The organism is Fundidesulfovibrio butyratiphilus (genome assembly GCF_054657235.1).
In genome coordinates, this window is the sequence record NZ_BAAHXA010000002.1 from 960,825 (window position 1) to 983,146 (window position 22,322).

14 protein-coding genes are annotated in these 22,322 nt (G+C 66.1%); 7 read left to right on the forward strand and 7 right to left on the reverse strand.

Going from position 1 to position 22,322, the window contains the following annotated elements; genetic code table 11:
* Positions 1 to 70 precede the first annotated feature (70 nt).
* Positions 71 to 4,768, reverse strand: a complete 4,698-nt coding sequence (locus ACYQ01_RS15335; RefSeq protein WP_459934732.1) for a DUF4347 domain-containing protein — start codon at positions 4,766 to 4,768, stop codon at positions 71 to 73.
* 340 nt (positions 4,769 to 5,108) lie between these two features.
* The gene (locus ACYQ01_RS15340) at positions 5,109 to 5,801 is read right to left on the reverse strand and encodes a response regulator (protein ID WP_459934733.1); all 693 of its coding nucleotides are present in this window, start codon (positions 5,799 to 5,801) and stop codon (positions 5,109 to 5,111) included.
* A gap of 200 nt (positions 5,802 to 6,001) precedes the next feature.
* On the opposite strand from ACYQ01_RS15340, the gene ACYQ01_RS15345 reads away from it, so the two are divergent.
* The gene (locus ACYQ01_RS15345; protein ID WP_459934734.1) at positions 6,002 to 8,224 is read left to right on the forward strand and encodes an ATP-binding protein; all 2,223 of its coding nucleotides are present in this window, start codon (positions 6,002 to 6,004) and stop codon (positions 8,222 to 8,224) included.
* Positions 8,225 to 8,373: 149 nt separating this feature from the next.
* On the opposite strand, the gene ACYQ01_RS15350 is transcribed toward ACYQ01_RS15345, so the two are convergent.
* The 4 genes from ACYQ01_RS15350 to ACYQ01_RS15365 form a co-directional block, all read right to left on the reverse strand.
* Positions 8,374 to 9,000 (reverse strand): NAD(P)-binding protein, encoded by a 627-nt coding sequence (locus ACYQ01_RS15350; RefSeq protein ID WP_459934735.1) that lies wholly within the window; start codon positions 8,998 to 9,000, stop codon positions 8,374 to 8,376.
* A gap of 104 nt (positions 9,001 to 9,104) precedes the next feature.
* Positions 9,105 to 11,822 (reverse strand): molybdopterin-dependent aldehyde oxidoreductase, encoded by a 2,718-nt coding sequence (locus tag ACYQ01_RS15355; protein WP_459934736.1) that lies wholly within the window; start codon positions 11,820 to 11,822, stop codon positions 9,105 to 9,107.
* Positions 11,823 to 11,900: 78 nt separating this feature from the next.
* On the reverse strand, positions 11,901 to 12,923 hold the full coding sequence (locus ACYQ01_RS15360) for a molybdopterin-binding protein (RefSeq protein WP_459934864.1): 1,023 nt from the start codon (positions 12,921 to 12,923) through the stop codon (positions 11,901 to 11,903).
* Positions 12,924 to 14,008: 1,085 nt separating this feature from the next.
* The gene (locus ACYQ01_RS15365; RefSeq protein ID WP_459934737.1) at positions 14,009 to 14,275 is read right to left on the reverse strand and encodes a hypothetical protein; all 267 of its coding nucleotides are present in this window, start codon (positions 14,273 to 14,275) and stop codon (positions 14,009 to 14,011) included.
* 464 nt (positions 14,276 to 14,739) lie between these two features.
* Here ACYQ01_RS15365 and ACYQ01_RS15370 point away from each other — a divergent pair, with 464 nt between their 5' ends.
* The 3 genes from ACYQ01_RS15370 to ACYQ01_RS15380 all read left to right on the forward strand — a co-directional run bounded on the left by ACYQ01_RS15370 (position 14,740) and on the right by ACYQ01_RS15380 (position 17,193).
* The gene (locus tag ACYQ01_RS15370; protein WP_459934738.1) at positions 14,740 to 15,723 is read left to right on the forward strand and encodes a hypothetical protein; all 984 of its coding nucleotides are present in this window, start codon (positions 14,740 to 14,742) and stop codon (positions 15,721 to 15,723) included.
* A 95-nt stretch (positions 15,724 to 15,818) separates the two neighbouring features.
* Positions 15,819 to 16,775 carry an SU10 major capsid protein gene (locus tag ACYQ01_RS15375; protein WP_459934739.1) on the forward strand — a complete coding sequence of 319 codons (957 nt, stop codon included), beginning with the start codon at positions 15,819 to 15,821 and terminating at the stop codon, positions 16,773 to 16,775.
* Between the two features lie 103 nt (positions 16,776 to 16,878).
* Positions 16,879 to 17,193 (forward strand): hypothetical protein, encoded by a 315-nt coding sequence (locus ACYQ01_RS15380; protein WP_459934740.1) that lies wholly within the window; start codon positions 16,879 to 16,881, stop codon positions 17,191 to 17,193.
* 223 nt (positions 17,194 to 17,416) lie between these two features.
* On the opposite strand, the gene ACYQ01_RS15385 is transcribed toward ACYQ01_RS15380, so the two are convergent.
* Positions 17,417 to 18,214, reverse strand: coding sequence for a 2-amino-3,7-dideoxy-D-threo-hept-6-ulosonate synthase (locus tag ACYQ01_RS15385; protein WP_459934741.1), 798 nt, complete (start codon positions 18,212 to 18,214; stop codon positions 17,417 to 17,419).
* A gap of 313 nt (positions 18,215 to 18,527) precedes the next feature.
* Between ACYQ01_RS15385 and ACYQ01_RS15390 the strand changes: the two genes are divergently transcribed.
* The 3 genes from ACYQ01_RS15390 to ACYQ01_RS15400 all read left to right on the forward strand — a co-directional run bounded on the left by ACYQ01_RS15390 (position 18,528) and on the right by ACYQ01_RS15400 (position 22,094).
* Positions 18,528 to 18,761 (forward strand): hypothetical protein, encoded by a 234-nt coding sequence (locus ACYQ01_RS15390; protein WP_459934742.1) that lies wholly within the window; start codon positions 18,528 to 18,530, stop codon positions 18,759 to 18,761.
* 233 nt (positions 18,762 to 18,994) lie between these two features.
* Entirely contained in the window at positions 18,995 to 19,987 is a 993-nt protein-coding gene (gene moaA, locus ACYQ01_RS15395) for a GTP 3',8-cyclase MoaA (RefSeq protein WP_459934743.1), read from the forward strand.
* Positions 19,988 to 20,129: 142 nt separating this feature from the next.
* A complete protein-coding gene (locus ACYQ01_RS15400) occupies positions 20,130 to 22,094 on the forward strand; it encodes a molybdopterin biosynthesis protein (RefSeq protein ID WP_459934744.1) in 1,965 nt (654 codons plus the stop codon).
* Positions 22,095 to 22,322 lie beyond the last annotated feature (228 nt).

Consider the following 22,322-nt stretch of genomic DNA (forward strand, 5'->3'; position numbering starts at 1 on the left):
TTCAAGAACAAGATGAATACTTTCAATAGAGTATTCTCTGTGTGAGCGCACGTATTTCGCGGGGGTCACGCTAGCGGGCGTTGCCCTCCCGCAGTTGCTGGTACAGCGCCACGGCCGCTGTCCGCATGCCCTCGATCACCGCGGGATCGGTGACGCCCTTGTCCGCCGCGGCTTCGGCCACGGACCGTTCGATCTCGGCCAGGGCCGCGGCCTGGTCTGTCTGGCTGCCGATGATGTCGCTGATGGTCTGGACCACGTCGGTCATGGCCTCCTTGATGTGGCTTGTCCTGACCTGGTCTCCGCCGCCCAGGATCGTGGCCGTCTGTTCGATCTGGGTGGTCATGGAGGAGTCCGCCGTCGCGCCGGAGGTCCCGGCCGGAGCGAGTCCCGACTGGGACGAGGCGGGGCCCGTCGCCACGGGGGACTGGCCCGCGCCAGTTTGTCCCGAGCCGGTCTGTCCCGACAAGGTCGAGCCGGTCTGGCCTGGCACGGTCAGGCCGCCAAAGCCCGCAAGGCCGGCGTCGACCGTGAGCAGCGGCAGGCTCGGCCCCAGGGTCCCCGCCGTCACGGACACCGCGTGCTGGACGGTGCCGCTGGGGGCGATGGTCAGGGTCTGGTCGGATGTGACTGCGTAGCTCGTGGTGTCGGCCACGCCGGTGGGGGCCAACTGCTGGGCCTGGGACATACCCGGGGTGGTTGCGGCCTGGCTGGCGTTGCCACCGGCCGTCCCGGCGCTGGAGTCGGCCGAAGGCAGGCCCGTGCCGTTCAAGCCCGAGGCGGTGGAAGCGTTGTTGACCACGCCGGTGGAGGTCGTGCTGGTTGTGTCGAGCGTTGGCGTGGACGCCGTTACGACCGGGGTCTCGGAATGCGTCGGGGGCTGCGTCTGGGAGATCGGAGGGCTCACGGCCGGTACGGGCGGACCGCTGACGCCGCCGCTCTCGCCACTCTCGCCGCTGTCGCTCCCGCCACCGCCGCCACTCCCGCCGCCGCCGGCAGGGGCAGGGGCTGGGAGGGCCATCGCCGTGGCCACCACGGTTGTGACACTATTGGGCGTGGCGCTGGACGAGCCGTGCGCGTCGGCGGCCGTGTCCGTCACGGTGAAGGTGGTGGTGACGGTCTGGCCTGGCGCGACCTGGTGGGCGGTGGGCGTGAACACCAGACCCTGCACGGCCGTGTTCACCTGGGCCAGGGTTCCGCTGACCGTGTACACGCCGGTATCGGCGTCATAGGCGCCGCCCCCCAGGTTGGAGAGCGCGCCGTTGGCTGTGTCGCTCAAGGTCACGGTGGCCGTGTGGGTCTGGCCGATATCGGGGTCGACGACGCTGAAGCCCGTGAAGGGCGAGATGGTGGCGTCGTCGTTCACCGCCTGGTCGGCCACCGCGCCGGTGAAGGTCGGGGTGTCGCGCAGGGAGGTGGCCACCACCGAGGTGGTGTTGTTGCTGCTGGAGAAGGTTCCGTCGGAGTCGCTGACCGTGAAGGTGGTGGTGACGGTCAGGCCTGGCGCGACCTGATGGGCGGTGGGCGTGAACACCAGGCCCTGTATGGCCGTCTGGGCCTGGGCGGCCGTGCCGGTGAAGCTGTAGGTGCCGTCGTGGTTGTCCGTGAAGCCGCTCAGCGTGGTGAAGCCGCCGTTGGCCGTGCTGCTCAGGCTCACGGTCAGGTTCTGTTCGGTGGTGTCGCCGCTGGAGTCATCGATGGTGAAATGGGCGAAAGGCTGTATCGTGCCCGTGTCGTTTAGGGCCTGGTCGGCCTCGGCTCCGTCCAGGGTGATTCCGGTCACTGGGATGTCGTCGACATAAAGGGCGCCTACCTTGGAGTTATCGCCAATCGTGAGGCGTGGAGCGCCCACGATGATGACATGCTCCGAAATGGCCACACTATTGCCGAGAGAGGCCGTGACGGAGCTGGTGAGCTCCTGTATCTGGATCCAGGACGATGCTGCGTCGCGCTTGTAGAGATAGGCCGCGCCCTTCGTGCCGTCCATGCAATTTGCGCCCACCATGACGTACTCGCCGTCGATGGCCACACTGTAGCCGAAACTGGCGTCCGCCTTCCCGTCGCTGGCGGTGAGCTTCGCCTGCTGGGACCATGTCTCCGAGGTACGGGTGTAGACGTAGGCCTCGCCCTGGTTCGAGGCGTCGCCTACGTTATGATGGTATGCGCCCACGACCACAGTGTCCCCGTCGATGGCCACGCCGATGCCGAAGTTGTCGGCGGATGCTCCGTCATCGGAAAGCAGCTTCGCCTGCTGCGTCCAGGTCGAACCCGAGCCGACGAAGACATAGGCCGCGCCCTGGGTCGTGTGGTCGTCGACCGCATGTTGGTAGGCGCCCACGACGATTGTGTCGCCGTCTATGGCCACGCTGGCCCCGAAATAGTCTCTGGCCCTTCCGTCGCTGGCGGTGAGTTCGGCGGTTTCGGTCCATGTCGAAGCGGACCGGACAAAGACATAGGCCGCGCCCTGGCCGATATTGTCGCCGACCTTATGGTAGTAGGCGCCGACGATGATGGTGTCCCCGTCAATGTCCACGCTTGTGCCGAAGCGCTCGGCTCTTACCCCGTCGCTGGCGGTGAGCTCCTGCTCCAGGGTCCATGTCGTTGCCGAGCGGGTGTAGACATAGGCCGCGCCGGTGTATGCGTTGTGACCCGGGGAGCCCACGACCACGGTGTCTCCGTCGATGGCCACCTTTTGGCCGAAATAGTCGTAGGACCCTCCGTCCGTGGGGGTGAGCTCGGCCTGGAAGGTCCAGGACGAGCCGTCGTTGTAATAGATGTACACCGCTCCCGAGTCGTGGCCGCGCGCGCCCACGACGATGGTGTCGCCGTCAATGGCCACGCCGAATCCATACTCGTCTTCCGCCTCTCCGTCGGCGGCCGTGAGTTCAAGGGATGTTCCCAGCACCCCGCCGTAGTTGGCCAGCTTTTCGGCGTTGAAATACGTGCGCGTCAGGTCCACGTCGCCCAGTTCCAGCACCCAGTCGCCGCCGCTGGTTTCGTTGCCGGTGGCGTCGGTGGAGGCGTGCGCCTCGTGGCCGGAAGCCTTGGCGATGGCCGCCACGGTGAGCTGGCCTTCGGTCACGGCCCCCTGGTCGCAGGCCAGAATGTCGATGGACCCGTCCCGGGTGAGCAGGTCGCCGACGCCCCGCCAGAAGTCTTGCAGGGCGTCGTCGGTCATGACCGTGTCCAGACTCACGATCTGGCCGTCCACCAGGTCGAAGGAGCCAGTGGCGTTCTCGTGGCTGGCGAAGGCGATGCTTTCGGCCTGCTGGCCGTTCAGGGCCTGGGTGATCAGTTGCAGAACGTGCTCGGCCGTGTCGGCCGCGTCGTACACCAGGGCGATCACCCCGTCGGCCACGTCCGAGGCCAGGGTCTGGGCGTTGGCCACCGCCGAGGAGACGGCCATCACCCGGACCGCCCCCGACGCGGCGGAAGTCGGGGCGGAGGTCGAGGCGGTGGTCGCGCTTCCCGCGATCGCCGACGCGGCGGCCGCGCTGTCCAGGGTTCCCGTGTAGGTGTTGAGCTTCGTGGTGTCGAAATACAGCGTGGCGACGTCCACGTTGCGGGTCTCCAGGGTCCAGTCGCCACCCAAGTCCGTGTCGCCGGTGGTGTTGACCGAAGCGGCCACGTCCACCCCGGAGAGGTCCCGGATGGCCGAGGCCATGGCCGCGCCTTCGGTGCCGGCGCCCGCGTCGCAGGCCAGAATGTCGATACGCCCGTCGCTTTCCACCATGGACCCTATGGATTGCCAGAAGTCCTGCAAATTCTGGTCGCTGTCCAGGGTGTCCAGGCTGATCGTCAGGTCCTTGGTCAGCTCCATCTGTCCGGCGCCCAGGCCGTTGGTGGCGAAGGCGATGCTCTGGGCCTTGGTCCCGTCCAGGGCCTGGCTCACCATGTCCAGGACGTCGGTGGTCGTGGCCGTGGACGCGTCGTAGACCACGCAGACCGTGTCGGCGTTCACGTCGTCGGCCAGGCCTTGGGCGTCGGCCACGTCCGAGGCCACCACCAGGACGCGCGAGGGGGACGCTGCGTCGCTGGTGGTGGCGTTGTCCAGGGCGGTGTCGGCGTCCGCGGTCTGGGCCGCGGAGGCGTCGTCCTGGGGCGTGGAGGCGGTGTCGGCGTCGTTGCCGGCCAGGGCCGTATCAGGGGGGGACGCGCCCTGGTCGGACTGGACGCTCGACGTCGCGCCGTCGCCTGAAGAGGAGTCTGACGAAGAATCGTACGAAGTGGACTCGGCGCTGGGCGCGCCGCTGGACTCGGACGTTTGCGTGGAGGGCTCGGAGGTCGTGGAGGACGATGAATCCGTATCGCTCGCATCCGGCCCCACCACCGTGACGGAGCCGGCGGACGCGTCGGCCGTGGAAGGGGAGGCGGTCTTGTCGTCGGTCGCGTCCGTGGCCGCGGAGTTCGTCGTGGTCGTGGCGGCCGTGCTGACGCCGGTCGCGCTCGAATCGGAGGCGTCCGCCGCGCTGTCGGCCGCGCTGGCGTCCGCGCTGGCGTCGGACGTGGACGAGGCGCTGTCCGTGGTCGTCGTGGCGTCCGTGGACGAGCTGGAATCCGTTGCGGTCTGGGCGTCGGCCGCCTGGGCGCCGTCCGAGGCGGTCTTGGAGGAGGAATCCGAGTCCGTGGTCGTCTTGGCGTCCGTGGAGGACGTGTCGCCGGAGGACGATCCCGTGTCCGTGGCGGGGGTGGAGGTCGCGGCCAGGATAACGGCCGCTGCCGCTCCGTCCAGGACGATACGGTCTTCAAGGCGCATGAAGCAAAGTCCCATACCATACCTCCATAAGCATAAGGATCGGGTTCACCCGGCGGGACGAGGCAAGAAGAGCATGGAAGGGGGAAGGAAAGACTGCTTTGATCCAGCCCCGCTCCGAGGGTTCGACGGGTCGGCGCTGAAGGGGGGGCGATCCTTCCGGACCGGCGGGATGCTGGAACGCCGCGAGTTTTGGCGTCCCGCGCTTCAATGCGGACCACGTTGCTTAATGCTACAACGTTCGGGGCGTTCAGGCACTACGGAAAAAATACGGAGCCCTGAGGATGGAGCCCGAACCGGCCGGGGGGCCTTGGTTCGCCGCCTTGGCGGGGCGCGCGGCGAATCGCGCCTTGGGCCGTTACGGGCTCCAGCCGGCGCCGTCGAGCAGGGAGAGGAGATAGGCCCGCAGGTTTGTCTCGCGGTGTGTGAGCCGCAATTTTTTTCTGATGTTCTCGCGATGGCTCTCCACGGTTCTGGCGGAGAGACTCAACGCGACGGCTATTTCTTTTGTCGAGGCTCCGGCGCATATGAAGCTGGCGATGCAGAGTTCTTTCGGGCTGAGGCGAAACTTGGTTCCCGATCGCAGCGCGCGTGTCGCAGACTCTGCCGTGGATCGTTGCAGTTCGTTGAAAATGTCTTTGATGCGAAGTTCGTAGGCGTCCTGGCTCTGGAGCGTTCCGGAATTGTATTTCTCTATGCCGGACCGCAACGCCTCCCGCAGGGTTTCCGGTTTGCACGGCTTGGTGTAGAATCTGTAGACTTCTCCGACATTGACCGCGTTGGCCGCGGCGTCCATGTCTTGGACTCCGGTCAACATGATGCGTATCGTTTCGGGGTGGCTGCGACGCACCTGGGTAAAGAACTGCACGCCGTTTATTCCAGGCATCTTCAAGTCGGAGACGATGACTGCGAACGGTCCCCGCTTTTCCACTATTTCCAGGGCCTGCTCGGGGCCAAGCGCGTACGTTGCGTCAAACATCCCGCCCGCCGCCAGCTTGAGCCCTTCCAGGGCGATGGGGTCGTCGTCCACGAAAAGGATTTTCTCTAGCATGGTTCGTGAAACATACGGAAAAAAATGGCGGCGACGCAAGGGGCCTGGACCGGAAAACGGTCCAGGAAACAGGTGAGGCCTTGTGGATTGGCTCCGCCAAACCACCATGCCCGCAGCCGGGTTGGCTGGACAGATACTTTCGGGGCGGGTAGGGTTTCGCCCTCGCTACGCGCAATCCGGACTTTTCGGCAAGAGACGACATGGAACTCGACGTCCGAACCCTCCTCCTGGTCCTGTGCATGACGTTGCTGATGGGCCAGGGCTTCCTCGTCTTTTTGTACCGGCTGGGATATCCGGTTCCGGGGATGGGCTCCTTTTTGGCCGGAGGAACCGTCCTGCTGGTGGGACTTTTCCTGAGCGGGGCCCGGGAAGTCATTCCGGATTTCTTCTCCATCGTGCTGGGCAACACCTGCCTGATTCTGGCCTACGCCCTGTACTGGACCGGGGTTCGACGCTTTTTGGACCGACCGCCCCTTGTCAGGGTCGTCGCCTTGGGCGTGCTGTTCACCTCTTGCGGCATGGCCTGGCTGCTTGCGCAGCGGTCCGGCTTCTGCGTGCGCGCGTTGTTCATCCGCCTGTGCGTCTCCCTCTTGATGGCTGCCATGGGCTACGAACTTCTCTCGGGCGGGGAGGGCAAATTCGGCCGTTCCCAACGGCTTTTCGGCTGGCTCCACGTCATCAACGCCCTGGCCCTGTTCGCCTTCGCCGCGCAACCCGTGATAACCGGCGAAACCGGAAAGTTCCTTTCCGGCAAGGGCACGACCGGGTGGATGCTGCTTCTCCAGATCGTCTACGTGATTTCCTTGATCCTCGGCCTGATCATGATGCTTGGCGAGCGCTTGCTGAACGACCTGCGCGCCGCCAAGGACGCGGCGGAATCGGCTTCCAGGGCCAAGAGCGAGTTCTTGGCCAACATGAGCCACGAGATGCGCACTCCCCTGGCCGGCCTGAGCGGCCTCTTGCGCTTGTTGGAAATCGACGACCTCGATCCGGTTCGGCAAAAATACGTCACCTCGGCGCTGCAGGCCGCCGACAGTCTGGCCGCCCTGATCGACGACCTGCTGGACGTGAGCCGCGTCGAGGTCGGGGGAGAGTTGATCGACGAGTCGGCGTTCGATCCGTCCAGGCTGATGGCCGAGGCGCTTTATCCCCTGGAGGTTCTGGCCAGGCGCAAGGGGCTGGATTTCCTTCTGGATACGGCCCGGGCCTCCGGCCTCCTGCTGGGCGACCCCAAACGTCTGCGCCAGGTGGCCCTCAATCTGGTCGGCAACGCCGTCAAGTTCACTCCGGCCGGACGCGTGGCGGTCACTCTCGACGTGTGCGAGGTCGGAGGCGGCCGCGCCGCACTGCGCCTGGTGGTCGAGGATACCGGCATCGGCATTTTGGCCGGCGAGGTGGAGAACATCTTCGACAAATTCACCCAGGTTCACGGCGACCCGTCCCTGGGCGGGGCCGGACTGGGCCTGGCCATCTGCCGCCGCATAGCCAGGGCCATGGGCGGCGACATCACCGTGCAAAGCCAGCCGGGCGTCGGCAGCCGGTTCACTTTCGCGGTCACGCTGCAAAGGCCCACGGGCGAGGTCGTCGCTGCCCTGGGCGGGCAGACGACGCCCTTGCCGAACCTGAACCTGCTGGCCGAGCTTTCGCCGCTGCGCATCCTGCTGGTGGAGGACTTCGAGCCCATTCGCCTTTCGCTTTCCCGCATCCTGACCCGGGCCGGCCACGCGACACAGTGCGCGCAAAACGGCCGGGAAGCCGTCGAGGCCGTGAACAACGGCGAGTTCGACGTGGTTCTCATGGACGTGCGGATGCCGGTCATGGACGGAGTGGAGGCGACAAGGCGCATTCGGGCGCTTTCCGATCCCGTGAAAAGGCGGATTCCCATCGTGGCCATGACCGCGCACGCTTTCGAGAGGGAACGCGAGCGCTTTCTGGAGGCGGGCATGGACGTTCACCTGGCCAAGCCGGTCAACCCGGACGATCTGGCCCGGGTTTTGTCCCGTTACGCCGCCAAACGCCCGGAATCCGCCGCCGACGGGACGGCCGGCATGATCGACTGGGCCGTGGCCCTGGCCTACGCCGGGGGAAACCAGGCGGAATTGCGTCTGTATTGCGCCAACGTGGCCAGGCTTTTGGCCGGCGAGATCGAGGAGATGGCCAATGCCTTGAACGACAAGGACTTGTCGCTGTTTTCGGGCAAGGCCCATTCGCTCAAGTCCCTGGCCGCCGGGCTGGGGGCCGTCAGGCTTGCGCAAACCCTGGAACAGGCCGAGTTGTCCGCTGAAAAGGGCGACCGCGAGGTGTTGTCACGGCTTTCGCCGGGACTGCAAAGCGGGTTGCGCATCCTGCTTCGGGAACTTGGCGCTTTCGCCGACCAGGGGGCGCCAGCCGGTCCGGTCGCCGCGCGGGAAAACGTCCGCTGAGCGCCTGTCCGGGACGGCGGCGTCTCTGTTTCATCCCTTGAAGCACCGGGGGCCGCGAGATCGGCGTCGACTCCCCGCCGGCCGTCGGCGTGGCCCACCGGGCGACTCCTCTCGGCCGCCCGGACCCAGGGCCTTCGCCGCGAGACGCTCTATCGCACGAATCTGGAATATGGGCCGGAAGAGGAGGGAGGCGCGGACCGCCCCCCGGTCATGAGCCGGTCCATGGCGCTGGCCGCGCGTCTGGCCTCGGCCACCTCGTCCAATGTGGAGTGTCGGCCGTCGGGCCTGGGCCTGTCGCAGCAAAACACCTTGGCCCGCAGGGTCGGATCGAGGCCCGTGGCCTTCTGCGGCCAGGTCGCTTCCGGGGCCTCCCGGGGCGCAATCTCCGGGTCCGCGGGGGCGCGCCGTCCGCGCGGGGAGGGGCCGGCGGCAGCGCCGCCCTCGACGAACACGGCGTCGTATTCCGTCAGCACACCCCGCAACATTTCCGGCGTCAGGCGCGCGCCCAGGCGAAAGGCCACGCCCATGGACATAAGCCGGGCGAGTTCGCCTTCCAGCACCTTGGCGGGCAGGGCCTCCTCGCCGAGTTCGGCCAGGCGTCCGCCCAGGCGCTCGCCAGGAGCGAACACCGTGATGCCCACGCCCTTGCGGGCCAGGTCCCAGGCGCAGATCAGGGCGGCCAGGCCGCAGCCCAGGACGGCGGCCCTGCGAACCTTGACGGGTGGATGCTCCCGTACGGGGAGGTCTTCCAGGCGGCGGGAATCGGTTTGTTCCATACGTCCCCCGGCAGGCCGGGGAAAAGGCGGAGGGTCTCCCCGCTTTTCCCCGGGTTTGCGTTTGCGGGCGTCGGGGATTGGTCGACGCCCGCATGGTATGCCTTCTACCCCTTGAGTCCCGCCAAGACCTTTTCGGGAAGGGCGGGGAGCTTGGTGATTCTGACCTTGCAGGCGTCGTGGATGGCGTTGACGATGGCCGCGTGGGGGCAGGTGAGCGGCAGCTCGCCCGAACCCGATGCGCCGAACGGACCGTCCGGACGCGGCGTCTCCACGTAGATCACCTCCAGGTCGTCGGGGATCTGCTGGATGTAGGGAAAACCCGCCCCCACCATGGTGGCGTGCTTCTTGATGTCCTCGAAATCCTCGGTCAGCGCCAGGCCGATGCCCTGGGCCAGGCCGCCGTACATTTGTCCGTCCACCACCAGCTTGTTGGCCAGGGAGCCCAGGTCGGCCACCAGGGTCATCTTTTCCACCTGGGTCTTGCCCGTGGCCACTTCCACCGCCACCTCGGCCAGGAACAGGCCGTACATGTAGCAGCTGAAGGGATTGCCCACGCCGTTCTCGTCGCAGTGCGTGGCCGGGGCGGTCCACTGGCCGGTGTACTTGGTGGGGATCTTTTCGGCCACCATTTCGTCGTAGGTGCGGAAGGTCTTGTCCGACTTGCGCATGCCCGCGAGCAGAAGCTGGCATCCGGCCTCGATGGCCTTGCCCACCATCACCTGCGAGCGGCTGCCGCCGGCCGGGCCCGAGTTGGGGGCCAGGCTGGTGTCGTTCATGACCAGCCGGATCTGTTCGGGCTTGAGCCCCAGCGGACGCAGGCCCTCGTGGGCCGTGGCCAGGGTGCCCATGTCCGCGCCTTGGCCGTGGTCCTCCCAGCAGTTGAAGATGGTGACCGTGCCGTCGGGATTGAGCTCCACGTAGCATTCCGAGGTGTCGGGGCCGTCCAGGCCCGCGCCGTACACGCCAAGCGACACGCCCACGCCGCGCTTGATCTCGGCGGTGGAGTTCTTCTTGGCCTTGGCCTTGGCCGCCTGGTACTTGGGCCGCATGATGTCGATCATCTCGGGCAGGCTGTAGACCTCGGGGTCCTGGCCGGTGGGAGTGGTGTCGCCCTTGCGGTAGCAGTTGATGTAGCGCAACTCCAGGGGGTCCATGCCGAGCTTTTCGGCCAGCTCGTCCATGAGCACCTCGGAAGCGAACTCGCTCTGGGGCGAGCCGTAGCCGCGAAACGCCGAACCCCAGGCGTGGTTGGTGCACACCGTGCGGCCTTCGCCCCGGATGCTCGGGATCGCGTAGCCCGCGCCGATGAACTGCGCGCCGCGCAGCGTGACCAGGTCGCCGAACTCGGAATACGGGCCGTGGTCCACGGACCAGTCGGACTCCATGCCCAGGAGCTTGCCGTTCTTGTCCGCGGCGAAACGCACGTTCATGAAGAACGGCGAGCGCTTGCCGGTGTAGGTCTGCTGCTGGCGCCAGTCGTAGCACAGGTAGACCGGGCGTCCGGTGGCCAGGGCGGCCACGCCGACCAGGGCTTCCATGGTGGGGCTGAACTTGTAGCCGAAGGTGCCGCCGGCGTTGTTTTGCACCAGCACCAGGTTGTCGGCCTCCACGCCCAGGCCCGGGGCGATCATGTACAGGTGCAGGTGCACGCCGATGGACTTGGAGTGGATGACCAGTTTGCCGTCGTCGGTCGTGTAGGCGAACCCGACGTCGGGCTCCAGGGGCATGTGGGGCTGGCGTCCCACGTAGAAGTCGTCCTCCACCACCACGGGGGCGTTGGCGAACACGGGCTTGGTGTCCTCGCCCTTGACGATCTTCTGGGTGAAGTACACGTTGGGCGTGCCGGGATGGATCTCGATGGCGTCCTCGGCCATGGCCGCCGGGGCGCTCATGTAGGCGGGCAGCTCCTCCAGGTCGACCTTGACCTTCTTGGCCGCCTCGCGGGCGTGCTTTTCGGTGTCCGCGCACACGATGGCGATGGCGTCGCCGTACTGGAAGACCTTTTCGTCACAGAGGATGGGACGGTCCCAGCCGTCGCCCTTGTTGGTGGGAAAGGTGATCAGACCCGTGATGCGGTTCTTGCCCTTGACGTCCTTGGCGGTGAGCACGCTGTGCACGCCGGGCATCTTGAGCGCTTCCGAGGCGTCCACGCCCTTGATGAGCGCGTGCGAAACCTCGGCCTGCACCAGGGCCAGGCACAGGGTGTCGTCGGGCAGGTCGAAGCCCATGTCCGCGCCGAACTTCCAGGTGCCGCTGACCTTGGCCTCGGCGCTGGGCCGGGGCAGGTTGGTGCCCCAGATGCGTCCGTCGGCGGGCAGCTTGAAGGCCAGCTCCGAAGGCTTGAGCTTGCCCTGCAACACCTTGGCCGCGTCCATGACCGCGTCCACCAGGGGTTTGTAGCCGGTGCAGCGGCAGGCGTTGCGGTTTTTCTGGAACCAGGCCCGCACCTCGGCGCGGGTGGGGTCGGGGTTGGCGTCGAGCAGGACCTTGGCGCTCACGATGAAACCCGGGGTGCAGAAGCCGCACTGGGCCGCGCCGTGCACCATCCAGGCCAGTTGCAGGGGATGCAGATTGCCGGGCTGGCCGATGCCTTCAATGGTGTAGATGGCCGCGTTTTCGGGCACGCGCTTCATCTTGGTCACGCAGGAACGCACCAGTTTGCCGTTTACGATCACGTTGCAGGCCCCGCACTGGCCCTCGCCGCAGCCCACCTTGGTGCCGGTGAGATGGAGCTGGCCGCGCAGGACGTTGGCCAGGGTTTCCTCCTGGTCCACGACCACGAACTGGGATTTTCCGTTTATGCTCAGATACTTTTTGATCATCGTCTGTGCCTCCTCGGGGGTCGACGCGTTGTTGCACGTTGTTGCGCGGGGTTCCCGACGCGGATGCGAGCCGCCGGTTCAGTGGCCCTTGCCGAACGGACAGGCCGGGTAGGAGCACTCGGGACAGCCCAGGCAGAGCCCGCCGTGTCCCAGCGCGGCGATGTCGGCCTCGCTTACGTCCTCGCCGGCCAGGAGCCGGGGAACGATCAGGTCGAAAATGCTGGCCTTGTGGTACATCACGCAGCCGGGCAGCCCCAGGGTCCAGACCGCGCCGATGCGCGCCAGCAAAAACATGGCCCCAGGCAGGACCGGCGCGCCGTAGCGCACCACCTTGCCTCCGGCCTCGCGAATGGCGGCCGGGGTCTGGTCGTCCGGGTCCACGCTCATGCCGCCGGTGACCACGATCATCTGGGCGCCCTCGGCCAGCAGCCCCCGAATGGCGGCCACGGACTGGGCGATGTCGTCGGGCACGACGATCTGGCGCATGATGGTGCTGCCCAACCGCTCGAATTTCTTGCGCACCACGGGTCCGAAGGCGTCCTTGATCCGTCCGCGAAAGACCTCGCTGCCGGTGGTGACCATGCCCACCCGAAGCGTGGCGAAGGGCTTGACCGCGATCAGGGGACCGTCGGCCAGGACGAGCTCGGCCCGGGCGAGTTTTTCCTCCTCGATGACCAGGGGCACCACGCGGGTTCCGGCCAGGGGTTGCCCGGCCATGACCTGCTGATGGGTGTGGATGGTGGCCATGACCATGTCTGGGAGGGCGTTGAGCCGGTTCAGGCGTTCCACGTCCACGCACACCAGCCCGGGTCGGGCCGCGCGCAGGGTGATCTTGCCCTCGCTTGGGGCGGAGAGCTCGATGCCCGGTCCGGCGGCGGCCCGAGCCAGGCGCAGGGCGGCGTCGTCCTCGTGGACCAGTCCTTGGGCCAGGTCCAGGACGAAGATGTGTTCCTTGCCCACGGTGAGCAGGGCGGGGATGTCCTCCTTGGTGATGACGTGTCCCTTGCGAAACGCCGCGCCCTTGCATTGCCCGGGCACGATACGGGTGATGTCGTGCCCCAGCACCGTGCCCACGGACTCCTCGACGGGGATGGCCTTCAGGCCTTTCAACATGCGCACGGATTTCCTCCTGGAGGTTGGTGATTTTCGGGGTGCGCTTTCATCCCGGGCCGGGAGCCGTTTCGAACGGCCAGCGGCCGCGACGGGGAAGCGGTTTGCCGGATTGGTCGGTTGCGCGAATGCAAAACCTTCAACCGGGTCTCCGGCGCGAGACGTATGTTTATTCTAGCATAAAACTTTTGTGATGTACGGACCTGTGCCGTTGCCGAGCGCTGCGTCACTGCCTGGCGTCTGGGGGAGCTTCAGCATGGCGTCGCTTGGGATATTTCCTGAAAGCAAAGTCCGCGCCATGAGAAGAGTCCTTTTATAACGGCATGTTCCCTTGGAGTGGGCGGGGCGGCCCGGGAAAAAGCAAAAGAAATGACCGTCTCGCCAGGAGGCGTTGCGTCATTTGATTGGGCTGCTTGAGAGGAAATACAAGTATTCAAGGCTGTTGGCCGTTGTGGGTCAAAAGGGGACAGGGCATGCGCCGGAGTGGGTAAAAATGACACACAACATCACGCTCCGGCTGGGAATCGTGTTGAAAAAAAGTGGAGAATTTTTGGGAGAAGGGAAACGCGATCAGAGGAAAACAGAACGACGGAAAGAAAATTCAAGAAACAGGGTGGAGCAAGGAAGAAAACCATGTTCTTCCCCGTTCCTGGCCCGGCAGCGTATGGTGTTTGGGAGAAGCGCTTTCAGCCGGAGACATCGTTGCGTCGCTTCTGGAGTTCTTGCGGGCTGGATCCGGCGGAGCGCGTCTCCCGCGCTCCGTCCTCCTCCCGGCCATGGGGGCGAGGAGGGCGTTTTCCTGAAACCGGCGGGCAGGTCGCCTTGGGTGTGGCGTTGCGAAGGGCAGGGTTCCCTCCCGGACATCGCGTTCGTCCGCGGCGTCGCGCCGTGGGAAGCGCGTACGTCTGGAACGGAAAGTCCCTTGGTGGCCCGCCCGGCCGGTCGGCGCCGGAGCGCCTCGGGTTATGCGCGCGTGGGCGTCCTGGAAAAGCGCGCATCTGTTTTTCCAGGAGAAAAAGAAGCGTTTCATGGCATGCTCCACGAAACACGTCTGCGCGTATTTCGTGGATCCCACACTAGCGCGATGTCCAGGGACTGCCGAAACCGGTGCCGTCCTGCGGCTGGGGGGAGGTTCCGTTACCGGGGCCGTACCCTTGGCCGTTGAGAAGGGGCACGCAGGTTCCGGTTCCGCTGGGAGTGACTGCTGTTTGCGCCCCGTACCCGGGTCCGTCGATCAGATCGGTGCTCCACCCGCCGGCCCAGGACGGAGCGGCCTGGGCGAACGCCTGGGTGGACAGGCCCAAAGCGGAAATGACCATGGCCAACAGAAGAAATCGCTTCATCGCTGTTTTCCTTTTTCGCGTTGCAGGTTGATGGCCGTGTGCAACCCGCTCGGGGTGTTGCGCACGACCATCACGAATAAAGCAGGAAGAGTGCCAGGTGGAGCGGCGTATGGTTTTTCTGCTATTTCATCATTCCATACCATTCTGCGAGGAAATAAAGGCGTGCAAAACTCTGCACATGCCTCCCTGCACATCCCGCGTTTTGCACAGGCGTGACCCTATGGCCCCGAGGCCGGGGCTGGAAGGACTCCTCGCAAGAGAGCCGGGAAACAGGCTGGGGCAGGGGAACCGGTGGGGCGGCGTCCACGCCCTGGTGGCCGCATATCCGGAAACGAAGCCCTCGCCTTCGAGAAAATTCCCGCTTTTTCCCATATAGCCCTATATGGGATGCAAAAAATATCCTCCTGAATAGTCTGCGGGCACTTCGGCCAAGACCGAAGAAAAACACAGGAGGATATTCCTTCATGCCCTACATGCCAAACGCCGCCCCGCAGGGCGTCGATCCGTATGCCCAGTCCATGCCCGATACCGACGGCATGCCCGCCTCGCTCAGACGCGCCCTTGAACAGGCCGCCGCCCGTATGGTCTCCGGGGAGTCCGGTCGCGACGTTCAGGGACCCGACGCCGACCGCCTTTGGGCGCAAGCCGGTTCCGGCGCGCGGGACCTTCCCGGCTTCGAGACCGTGGTGGAGCGCCTGCTGGCCGATCCCCGGATGGTGGCCCACTTTTCCGCCCTGCAAGGCGAACTCGACGACGACCGGGACGACGACCTCGGTCCGGCCGACTTCGGACCTCCGCCCTACGATCCGCTGGAGCGCATGAAGTGGGATGTGGCCCATGGCGTCCACAAGCACCTGATCGCGGCGCGACGCGCCCGCATGGCCAGAAAACAGGCCCGGGCCCAAGCCAAGGCCCAGTCCATGCAATACGGAAACCAGAATTTTCTGCGCGCCCTATCCCAGTCCGACCCCCTGTTCGAACGCACCTACCGGTTGCTGGTCGATTCTCTGCGCCACCAGCCCCCAGGCGTGCTGGCCCGTCTGATCCCCGAGGTGGACCAGGACCCGCGCAAGTTCCTGGAGCTCTACGGCCAGATGCGCCAGTTCGTGGCCATGTCGGCCGGCCAGGCTTCGAGCCGGGGACAGGCCCAGGGGGCGGAAGGCTTTCCGGATCAGGAGGGTTTCGACCCGCAGGGGGCCGGCGCCCATCCTTTTCCGGACGACTTCCAGGGCGATCCCCGCGCCGCCGTGCGTAGGGCCGTGGCCGGACGCATGGCCGCCCCGTCCCTGGAAAACCCCGGCGTGATGGACGACTCCGCCGCGCCGAGGGGGTCGCGCCCGGCGCAACTGGCCGCGCTCAAGGCCCGCATGAACGCCCAGGGAGCCGGCCCCGGCGACATGGAACGCTACCTTGATCTGCTTGGCGTGGCCGACAGGATGGTCCGCTGAGCCCCCGCCGGGCATCGGACCGTCCGTGACGCTTTCCAGGCCCGCCCTCAGGCGGACGAAACACCAACCCGCTTCTCCAAAGGAGGACCCTCAGCATGGCTGACGTGCTTACGTCGTACTATTCCAACCAGTCTCCGGGCGTTCGCGAGATGAAGGACACCGTCTTTCAGGATGTCGAAGGCCAGATTCAGACCATAACGCCGCACAAGACGCCCTTTATCGCCTCCATCGGCAAGGCCCGGGCGGCCAACGTGCTGCATGAATGGCTCGAAGACGAACTCAAAACCCCCACCGGGGCCAACAAGGCCCTGGAAGGCGCCGACGCCGTGGCCACGGCCCGCATCACCCCGGCGCGCATGGCCAACTACTGCCAGATCCTTGAAGACAGCTTCAAGGTGTCCGGCACGCTGGAGGCCGTGACCCTCATCGGGCGCAAGGCCCAGTCGCTTCACGAGGTGAGCAAGTCCCTCAAGTACTTGGCCACCGAACTGGAGTACGCCGCGCTGAACAACGCGGCCTCCAGCGCCGGCGACGCGGGCGCGGCCCGGCAGATGAAGGGCCTGGAAGGCTTTGTGTCCAGCAACGACAAGTCCTACGCGGACTTCAGCGCCACCAACGACTTCGGCGAAAACAAGCTCATGGAGATGGCCCAGAGCTGCTATGAGGCCGGCGGCGAGCCGTCCGTGATTCTCGTGGGACCGGTGCAGGCCCGCAAGATCGCCAACTGGAACCAGGCCGGACGCGTTACCGTCAACACCAACGCCACGGAAAAGACCCTCGTCATGGCCGTCATGGTCCTGGAAACTCCGTTCGGACGCATGAAGGTGACCATCGACCGCTACATCGCCAAGGACGAGGACAGCGGCGCCATGTACGACCGGGTGTACGTCTACGATCCGGAGCGCTGCAAGATCGCCTACCTGCGCCCCATGCGGTGCAACCGCCTGGCCAAGAGCGGCGACTCGGAAAAGTTCCAGTCCGTCGTGGAGGCCACCTTCGTGATGCACAACGAAAAGAGCGCCGCCAAGTGCGCCAAGTGCGCCACGGACTAGCCCCTTGCCGGGCCGCCCGGAAAATCGCTCCGGGCGGCCCCCTTGCCCTTGCGACTCACAACAAACGGACCCGGCCGCCGGGTCGGGTCCGAACGGTATTTTCATGATCGAACACCGCATTACCTTCACCGACGAGGAACTGCGCACGCAAGCCGTGCAGAACAACCTGCCCGTGCTGGCCCTGGCCAGGTTTTTGCGCTCGCTGCCCGAGGACCAGAAGGGCTTTTTCAAGGATTGCCGCCTTGCCGCGCTCATTCCGGTGTACTTGCCTCGCGGCGATTTCAGCGCCGCCGAGCACGCCCTCTCCCTGGACCAGGACCAGATGGAGTGGTTCCTGCGGGAGCATCCGGAATTTTTGGTCAACGACGAGACCCGAAACGCCTCCACCGTGACCGGACGCAAGGTCGGGGCCTGGTGAGGGGGAAACCGCGCGCGCCCAGGAGACGGCCGCGCCGCTTTGCAGGTCCGTGATAACGGCGACCGCATCTGGTTATTTTTAAAAAAAACGCCGGAACCCTTCGAAGGTTCCGGCGTTTTGGCGGCGTGTGGCGTTGGCGGCCATGCGCGACGCGCGGCGCTCGTTTCGTCCCGCGGGGGACTCGCGCGGGCCGGGCGCGACCGTCAGTCCGGCCAGGCCGAGGCTATTCGCCTAGCCCGACCATGGCCTGGTCCACGTCCCAGCCGTCGTGCACGATCTTGCCCAGGGCCTGGAGCAGGCGGGTGGGGTCCTTGTGCTGGAAGATGTTGCGCCCCACGGACAGCCCGGAGCCGCCGGCCTGCACGGAATCGTGCACCATCTGCAAAAAGGCCCGGGTGGTGGGCGTTTTGGGACCGCCGGCAATGACCACGGGCACGCACGCTCCGTCCACCACGCGCGAGAAGGATTCGGGGTCGCCGGTGTAGGGCACCTTCACGATGTCGGCGCCGAGCTCCATGCCGGCCCGGGCGCAGTGAGCCACCACCTCGGGGTCGAATTCGCTGGCGATCTTGGGGCCGCGCCCGTAGACCATGGCCAGCACCGGGATGCCCCAGTGGGAGGCCTGACGGGTGACTTCGCCCATGCCGGAGAGCATGTCGCGTTCGGACTCGTCGCCCAGGTTGAGGTGAAGGCTCACGGCGTCGGCTCCGAGTTGTATGGCTTCTTCCACCGAGCAGACCAGGGTTTTGGCCCCGGGAAAGGGTGAAAGATTGGTGGAGGCCGACAGGTGCACCACCAGACCGATATCGCGACCCCGGGCCCGGTGGCCGCAGGGCACCAGGCCCTTGTGCATGAGAACGGCGTTGGCTCCGCCTTCCACGATGCTGGTCACGGTGTCGCGCACGTCGGTGAGCCCGGTGATGGGGCCGACGCTGACGCCGTGGTCCAGGGGAACGATGATGGCGCGTCCGGTGTCGCGATTGACGATACGTTCGAGGCGAATGGATTTTCCGATGTGCATGCCGCACCTCCTGAGGTGTCGCCTTGCGGGGCCAGGTTGCGCGGCTTGCAAAAAAGGGCCGCGAACCTTGCGTTCGCGGCCCCGTGGATAGGCGCTTGGTTTTTGTGGTGTACCCTAGATGGTCGCGCCCAGCCACGCCCCGCAAACGCGGAACCCGTAGGCGTAATAATACGAGTGACCAAAAAGGGATGAAATATTCGAGCGCATGAAAAGCTAGCTATACCGCTTCGCATGGTCTGTCAAGAACCGTTGTTGACCCGTGGGGCGCACGCGCCTACTATGTCAAAATTTCCTGAGGATAGGGAGAGTGGCGATGAGCAAAGTGTGCGTTCTTGCGCTGATGGTTTTCGTTCTGGCCGCGTGTTCGGGACGACCCTCGGTGAGCAATTCCAACAAAACACAGGCCCAGGCCCAGGCCGACTACGACGAGTGCCTGAGCCAGGGAGCCTTGGCCGCGGCCTTGGTTCCCAAGGGCAAGAGCCCCGACGAACTGCGCGAAAAACGCATTGACGAGTGCATGAAAGCCAAGGGTTACGACGTGAAATAGCCTTTGTTCGGCGCGGTCCGGGTTGGGACCGCGCCGGGTCCCGTCCTTGCCGACGCGGCGTTTTCCCTTGGGGCGGGCGTGTCCGCGCCGTTTTCGGCGCGAGCCGTTCTGGTCTTTCCCGGGGGCGCCTTGCGTGTTGCGCGCGTCCGTTCGATTGCCACTTTTCCCGCTTGAGCGTAGATGCCGGAGTGAAGCAGCTTGTCCTCCCCCCTCTAACCAGGAGAACGACGCGCATGCTAGCCGACGGCCACGGACGTGTGGTCACCTATCTGCGGGTCAGCGTGACCGATCGCTGCAACCTGCGTTGCCTTTACTGCCGCCCGGTGCGCGACTTCAAGGAAATGCCCCATTTCGGGCTGCTTTCCTACGAAGAGCACCTGCATCTCATTGGCCTGCTCGTTCCCCAGGGGCTGAAGAAAGTGCGCCTTACAGGCGGCGAACCCCTGACGAGGCGCGGTTTCGACCGCTTTTTGGGCCGTCTGGCCGACTCGTGGCCGAACCTGGACCTGCGCATGACCACCAACGCCACCCTGCTGCCGGGACATGCCCGGCGCTTGGCCGGATTGGGGCTTCGCGCGGTGAACATCTCCCTGGACTCCCTGCGGGCGGAAACCTTTCGCCGCATCACCGGTTGCGACCTCTTCGACCGCGCCCGCCGGGCCGTGGACGAGTGCCTGGAGGCCGGACTGACGGTGAAGATCAACGCCGTGGCCCTCAAGGGCATAAACGACGCGGAACTTCCCGACTTTCTTCAACTGGCCACACAGGCGCCGCTGGACGTGCGTTTCATCGAGTTCATGCCCATCGGACTGGACACGGCCTGGGAGAGCTCTCTCTATTGGTCGGGCCAGGACATTCTGGCCCAGGCCTCGCGGCACGTCGAACTGGTGCCCGAAGCGGAAACGGTCGCCGACGCCGGCCCGGCCAGAATGTGGCGCATTGCCGGTGGACTGGGACGCCTGGGCGTTATTTCCGGGATCTCGGGGCACGCCTGCGCCCAGTGCAACCGGCTGCGCCTGACCAGCGACGGCCGGCTGCGCCCCTGTCTGTACAGCGACAGGGAATACCGGTTGCGCCCCATGCTGCGAAATTCCAAGGTGTCCGAAGCCAGCGTGGAGCGGGTCATCCGGGCGGCCCTGGCCCGCAAGCCGGTCGGGCGCGACATCCTGATGGCCAAATCGACCCGCGCGGTCTGCCGCAAGGCCATGACCGCCATCGGCGGATGAACGCGGAGACGGCCCGTTTCCAACCGGTCGACATCCGGGGCGGGCCGCTTTGCCCAAACCGGCGTCCGGCCCGAGAACTCGCACGCATTCCGGCGGACCAGGGCGGCCTGGCAACCGGAACAACCCAGGCGGTACACACGCTATGAACAGAAAGCCGAGCATCGCCCAGAAGAACGTTTCCCTCGCCGAGGCTCTGGATATTCTCAAGTCCGCCCTGGACCGCAAGACCCTGGTGGGGATGGAGCGCGTCCCCACGGCCGAAGCCCTGGGCAGGGTGACCGCCCGTCCGGTGGTGGCTCGGTTCAGTTCGCCGCTGCACCACTGCGCGGCCATGGACGGCGTGGCCGTGCGCGCCGGAGACACCGCGGCCGCCCGAAAGGACCATCCCGTCAGTCTGGCCCCCAAGCGGGACTACGTTCCGGTCAACACGGGCCAGCCCCTGCCCGAGGGCATGGACGCCGTGGTCATGGGCGAGTGCGTGACCCAGGGCGAGGATGGACATGTGCTCGTCGAAACGGCCGTCCTGCCCTGGACCCACGTGCGTCGCATCGGCGAGGACATCGTGGCCACGGAGCTGGTCTTGCCACGCAGGCGCAAGCTCACGCCCTACGACCTGGGAGCCCTGCTTTCCTGCGGCGTGTGGGAGGTGGACGTCTACGAGCGCGTGCGCCTGGCCGTGATTCCCACGGGCGACGAGGTGCTCGATTATACGAAGCGGCCCAATCCGAGTCCGGGCCAGGTGGTGGAGAGCAATTCGGTGATGCTTTGCGCCATGGCCGGCCTCTGGGGACTGGACGCCAGGCGCTACCCGCCGGCGTCGGACCATGTGGAGACGCTCAGCCGGGCGTTGGAGCGGGCTTTGGATTCCCGCGCCCATGTGGTGGTGCTGGTGGCCGGGTCCTCGGCCGGCAAGCGGGACCATACAAAGGGTGTGATCGAGCGGTTCGGCGATGTGCTGGTGCAGGGCGTGGCCGCTATTCCGGGCCGGACTTCCCTGCTGGGCGTGGCCAGGGGCAAGCTGGTGGTGGGCGCTCCGGGCCGCCCCGCGGGCGCGGTGGTCTGTTTCGAGGAGCTTCTGGCCCCCCTGGCGTCCTGGCTCAGCCGACAGGACCCGCCCAAGCGTCGCCAGATTCCCATGTATTTGACCCGGGACGCGGTTTCACGCCTGGGCATGACCGAGTTCTTGCGCCTGTGCGTGGGGCGGGTGGGGCTCGAACTCTGCGCCATTCCCCTGGCGCGAGAGGTCGGGCTGGTCTCGGCCCTGACCCGGGCCCAGGCCGTGACCCGCATCCCGGCCGACAGGGAAGGCCTGGCGCGGGGCGACATCGTCCTGGCCGAACTGCTCGTGGAGCCCGAGGAGCTGGAGAACACCCTGCTGGTCGTGGGCAGCCACGATGTCATCCTGGATCTGCTGGCCGACGAGCTCATGCGCCTGGACATCCCCCTGCGCCTGGCCTCCAGCCACGTGGGCAGCGCGGAAGGTCTGGACGTTCTTGCCCGGGAATTCACTCTGCTGGCCGGGACCCATATTTTCGATCCCGAGAGCGGGGATTTCAATTTTCCCTTCCTGGAAAAGCACTTGCCCCGCTTTGACGCGACCCTGGTCAACCTGGCCGTGCGGCATCAGGGACTCATGGTGGCCTCGGGAAACCCCAAGGCCATCGCCGGTGTGGCCGACCTGACCCGAGCGGACGTGGTTTTCGTGAATCGACAGCCGGGATCGGGAACGCGCATTCTGCTCGACCATCACCTGAAGCGGGCCGGCATGGACCCGAACCGGGTGCGCGGCTACGATCACGAGGAAACCACCCACATGGGCGTGGCCGCCAACGTGCAGAGCGGGGCGGCGGACTGCGGCCTGGGCGTTTTCGCCGCGGCCAAGGCCCTTGGCCTGGACTTTGTTCCCTTGGCCCGGGAGCGCTACGACTTGGCCCTGGCCACGTCCAACCTGGAGGAGACGCGGATCGACATGCTGTTGCACGTGATGCGCTCCGAGGCCTTCAAGGCCAAGGTGGCGGCCCTGGGCGGTTACGAAACGGTCTGGACCGGGCGGATCATGTACGCCGGCATGGGCCTGCCCGGAGCCGGGCAGGGCGCGGGAGACTGAGCCGCACGGAGCGCGAAGAGCCGCGACGCCGGGATGCCGGCCGGGGCCGGGCCTTGCGTTCGGCAACCGTGATGCGATCTTTTTCGTGTGCGGGCAAGCGGATGGGAAGCGCGGTGCCCCAGGGCGTCCACGCCCGGCCGCGCATCCCGCTTTTCTTCCTGTGGGAGTTGGTTTACACCCGGTCGCTGCTTCAAACAGTCCGAGATTTTCCACACAGCCGCAAGGCGT

What these genes read in the sequence shown, in the direction of transcription:
- ACYQ01_RS15335 (WP_459934732.1), bottom strand. Translation starts at nt 4,768, where the DNA reads ATGGGACTTTGCTTCATGCGCCTTGAAGACCGTATCGTCCTGGACGGA.
- ACYQ01_RS15340 (WP_459934733.1), bottom strand. Translation starts at nt 5,801, where the DNA reads ATGCTAGAGAAAATCCTTTTCGTGGACGACGACCCCATCGCCCTGGAA.
- ACYQ01_RS15345 (WP_459934734.1), top strand. Translation starts at nt 6,002, where the DNA reads ATGGAACTCGACGTCCGAACCCTCCTCCTGGTCCTGTGCATGACGTTG.
- ACYQ01_RS15350 (WP_459934735.1), bottom strand. Translation starts at nt 9,000, where the DNA reads ATGGAACAAACCGATTCCCGCCGCCTGGAAGACCTCCCCGTACGGGAG.
- ACYQ01_RS15355 (WP_459934736.1), bottom strand. Translation starts at nt 11,822, where the DNA reads ATGATCAAAAAGTATCTGAGCATAAACGGAAAATCCCAGTTCGTGGTC.
- ACYQ01_RS15365 (WP_459934737.1), bottom strand. Translation starts at nt 14,275, where the DNA reads ATGAAGCGATTTCTTCTGTTGGCCATGGTCATTTCCGCTTTGGGCCTG.
- ACYQ01_RS15370 (WP_459934738.1), top strand. Translation starts at nt 14,740, where the DNA reads ATGCCCTACATGCCAAACGCCGCCCCGCAGGGCGTCGATCCGTATGCC.
- ACYQ01_RS15375 (WP_459934739.1), top strand. Translation starts at nt 15,819, where the DNA reads ATGGCTGACGTGCTTACGTCGTACTATTCCAACCAGTCTCCGGGCGTT.
- ACYQ01_RS15380 (WP_459934740.1), top strand. Translation starts at nt 16,879, where the DNA reads ATGATCGAACACCGCATTACCTTCACCGACGAGGAACTGCGCACGCAA.
- ACYQ01_RS15385 (WP_459934741.1), bottom strand. Translation starts at nt 18,214, where the DNA reads ATGCACATCGGAAAATCCATTCGCCTCGAACGTATCGTCAATCGCGAC.
- ACYQ01_RS15390 (WP_459934742.1), top strand. Translation starts at nt 18,528, where the DNA reads ATGAGCAAAGTGTGCGTTCTTGCGCTGATGGTTTTCGTTCTGGCCGCG.
- moaA (WP_459934743.1), top strand. Translation starts at nt 18,995, where the DNA reads ATGCTAGCCGACGGCCACGGACGTGTGGTCACCTATCTGCGGGTCAGC.
- ACYQ01_RS15400 (WP_459934744.1), top strand. Translation starts at nt 20,130, where the DNA reads ATGAACAGAAAGCCGAGCATCGCCCAGAAGAACGTTTCCCTCGCCGAG.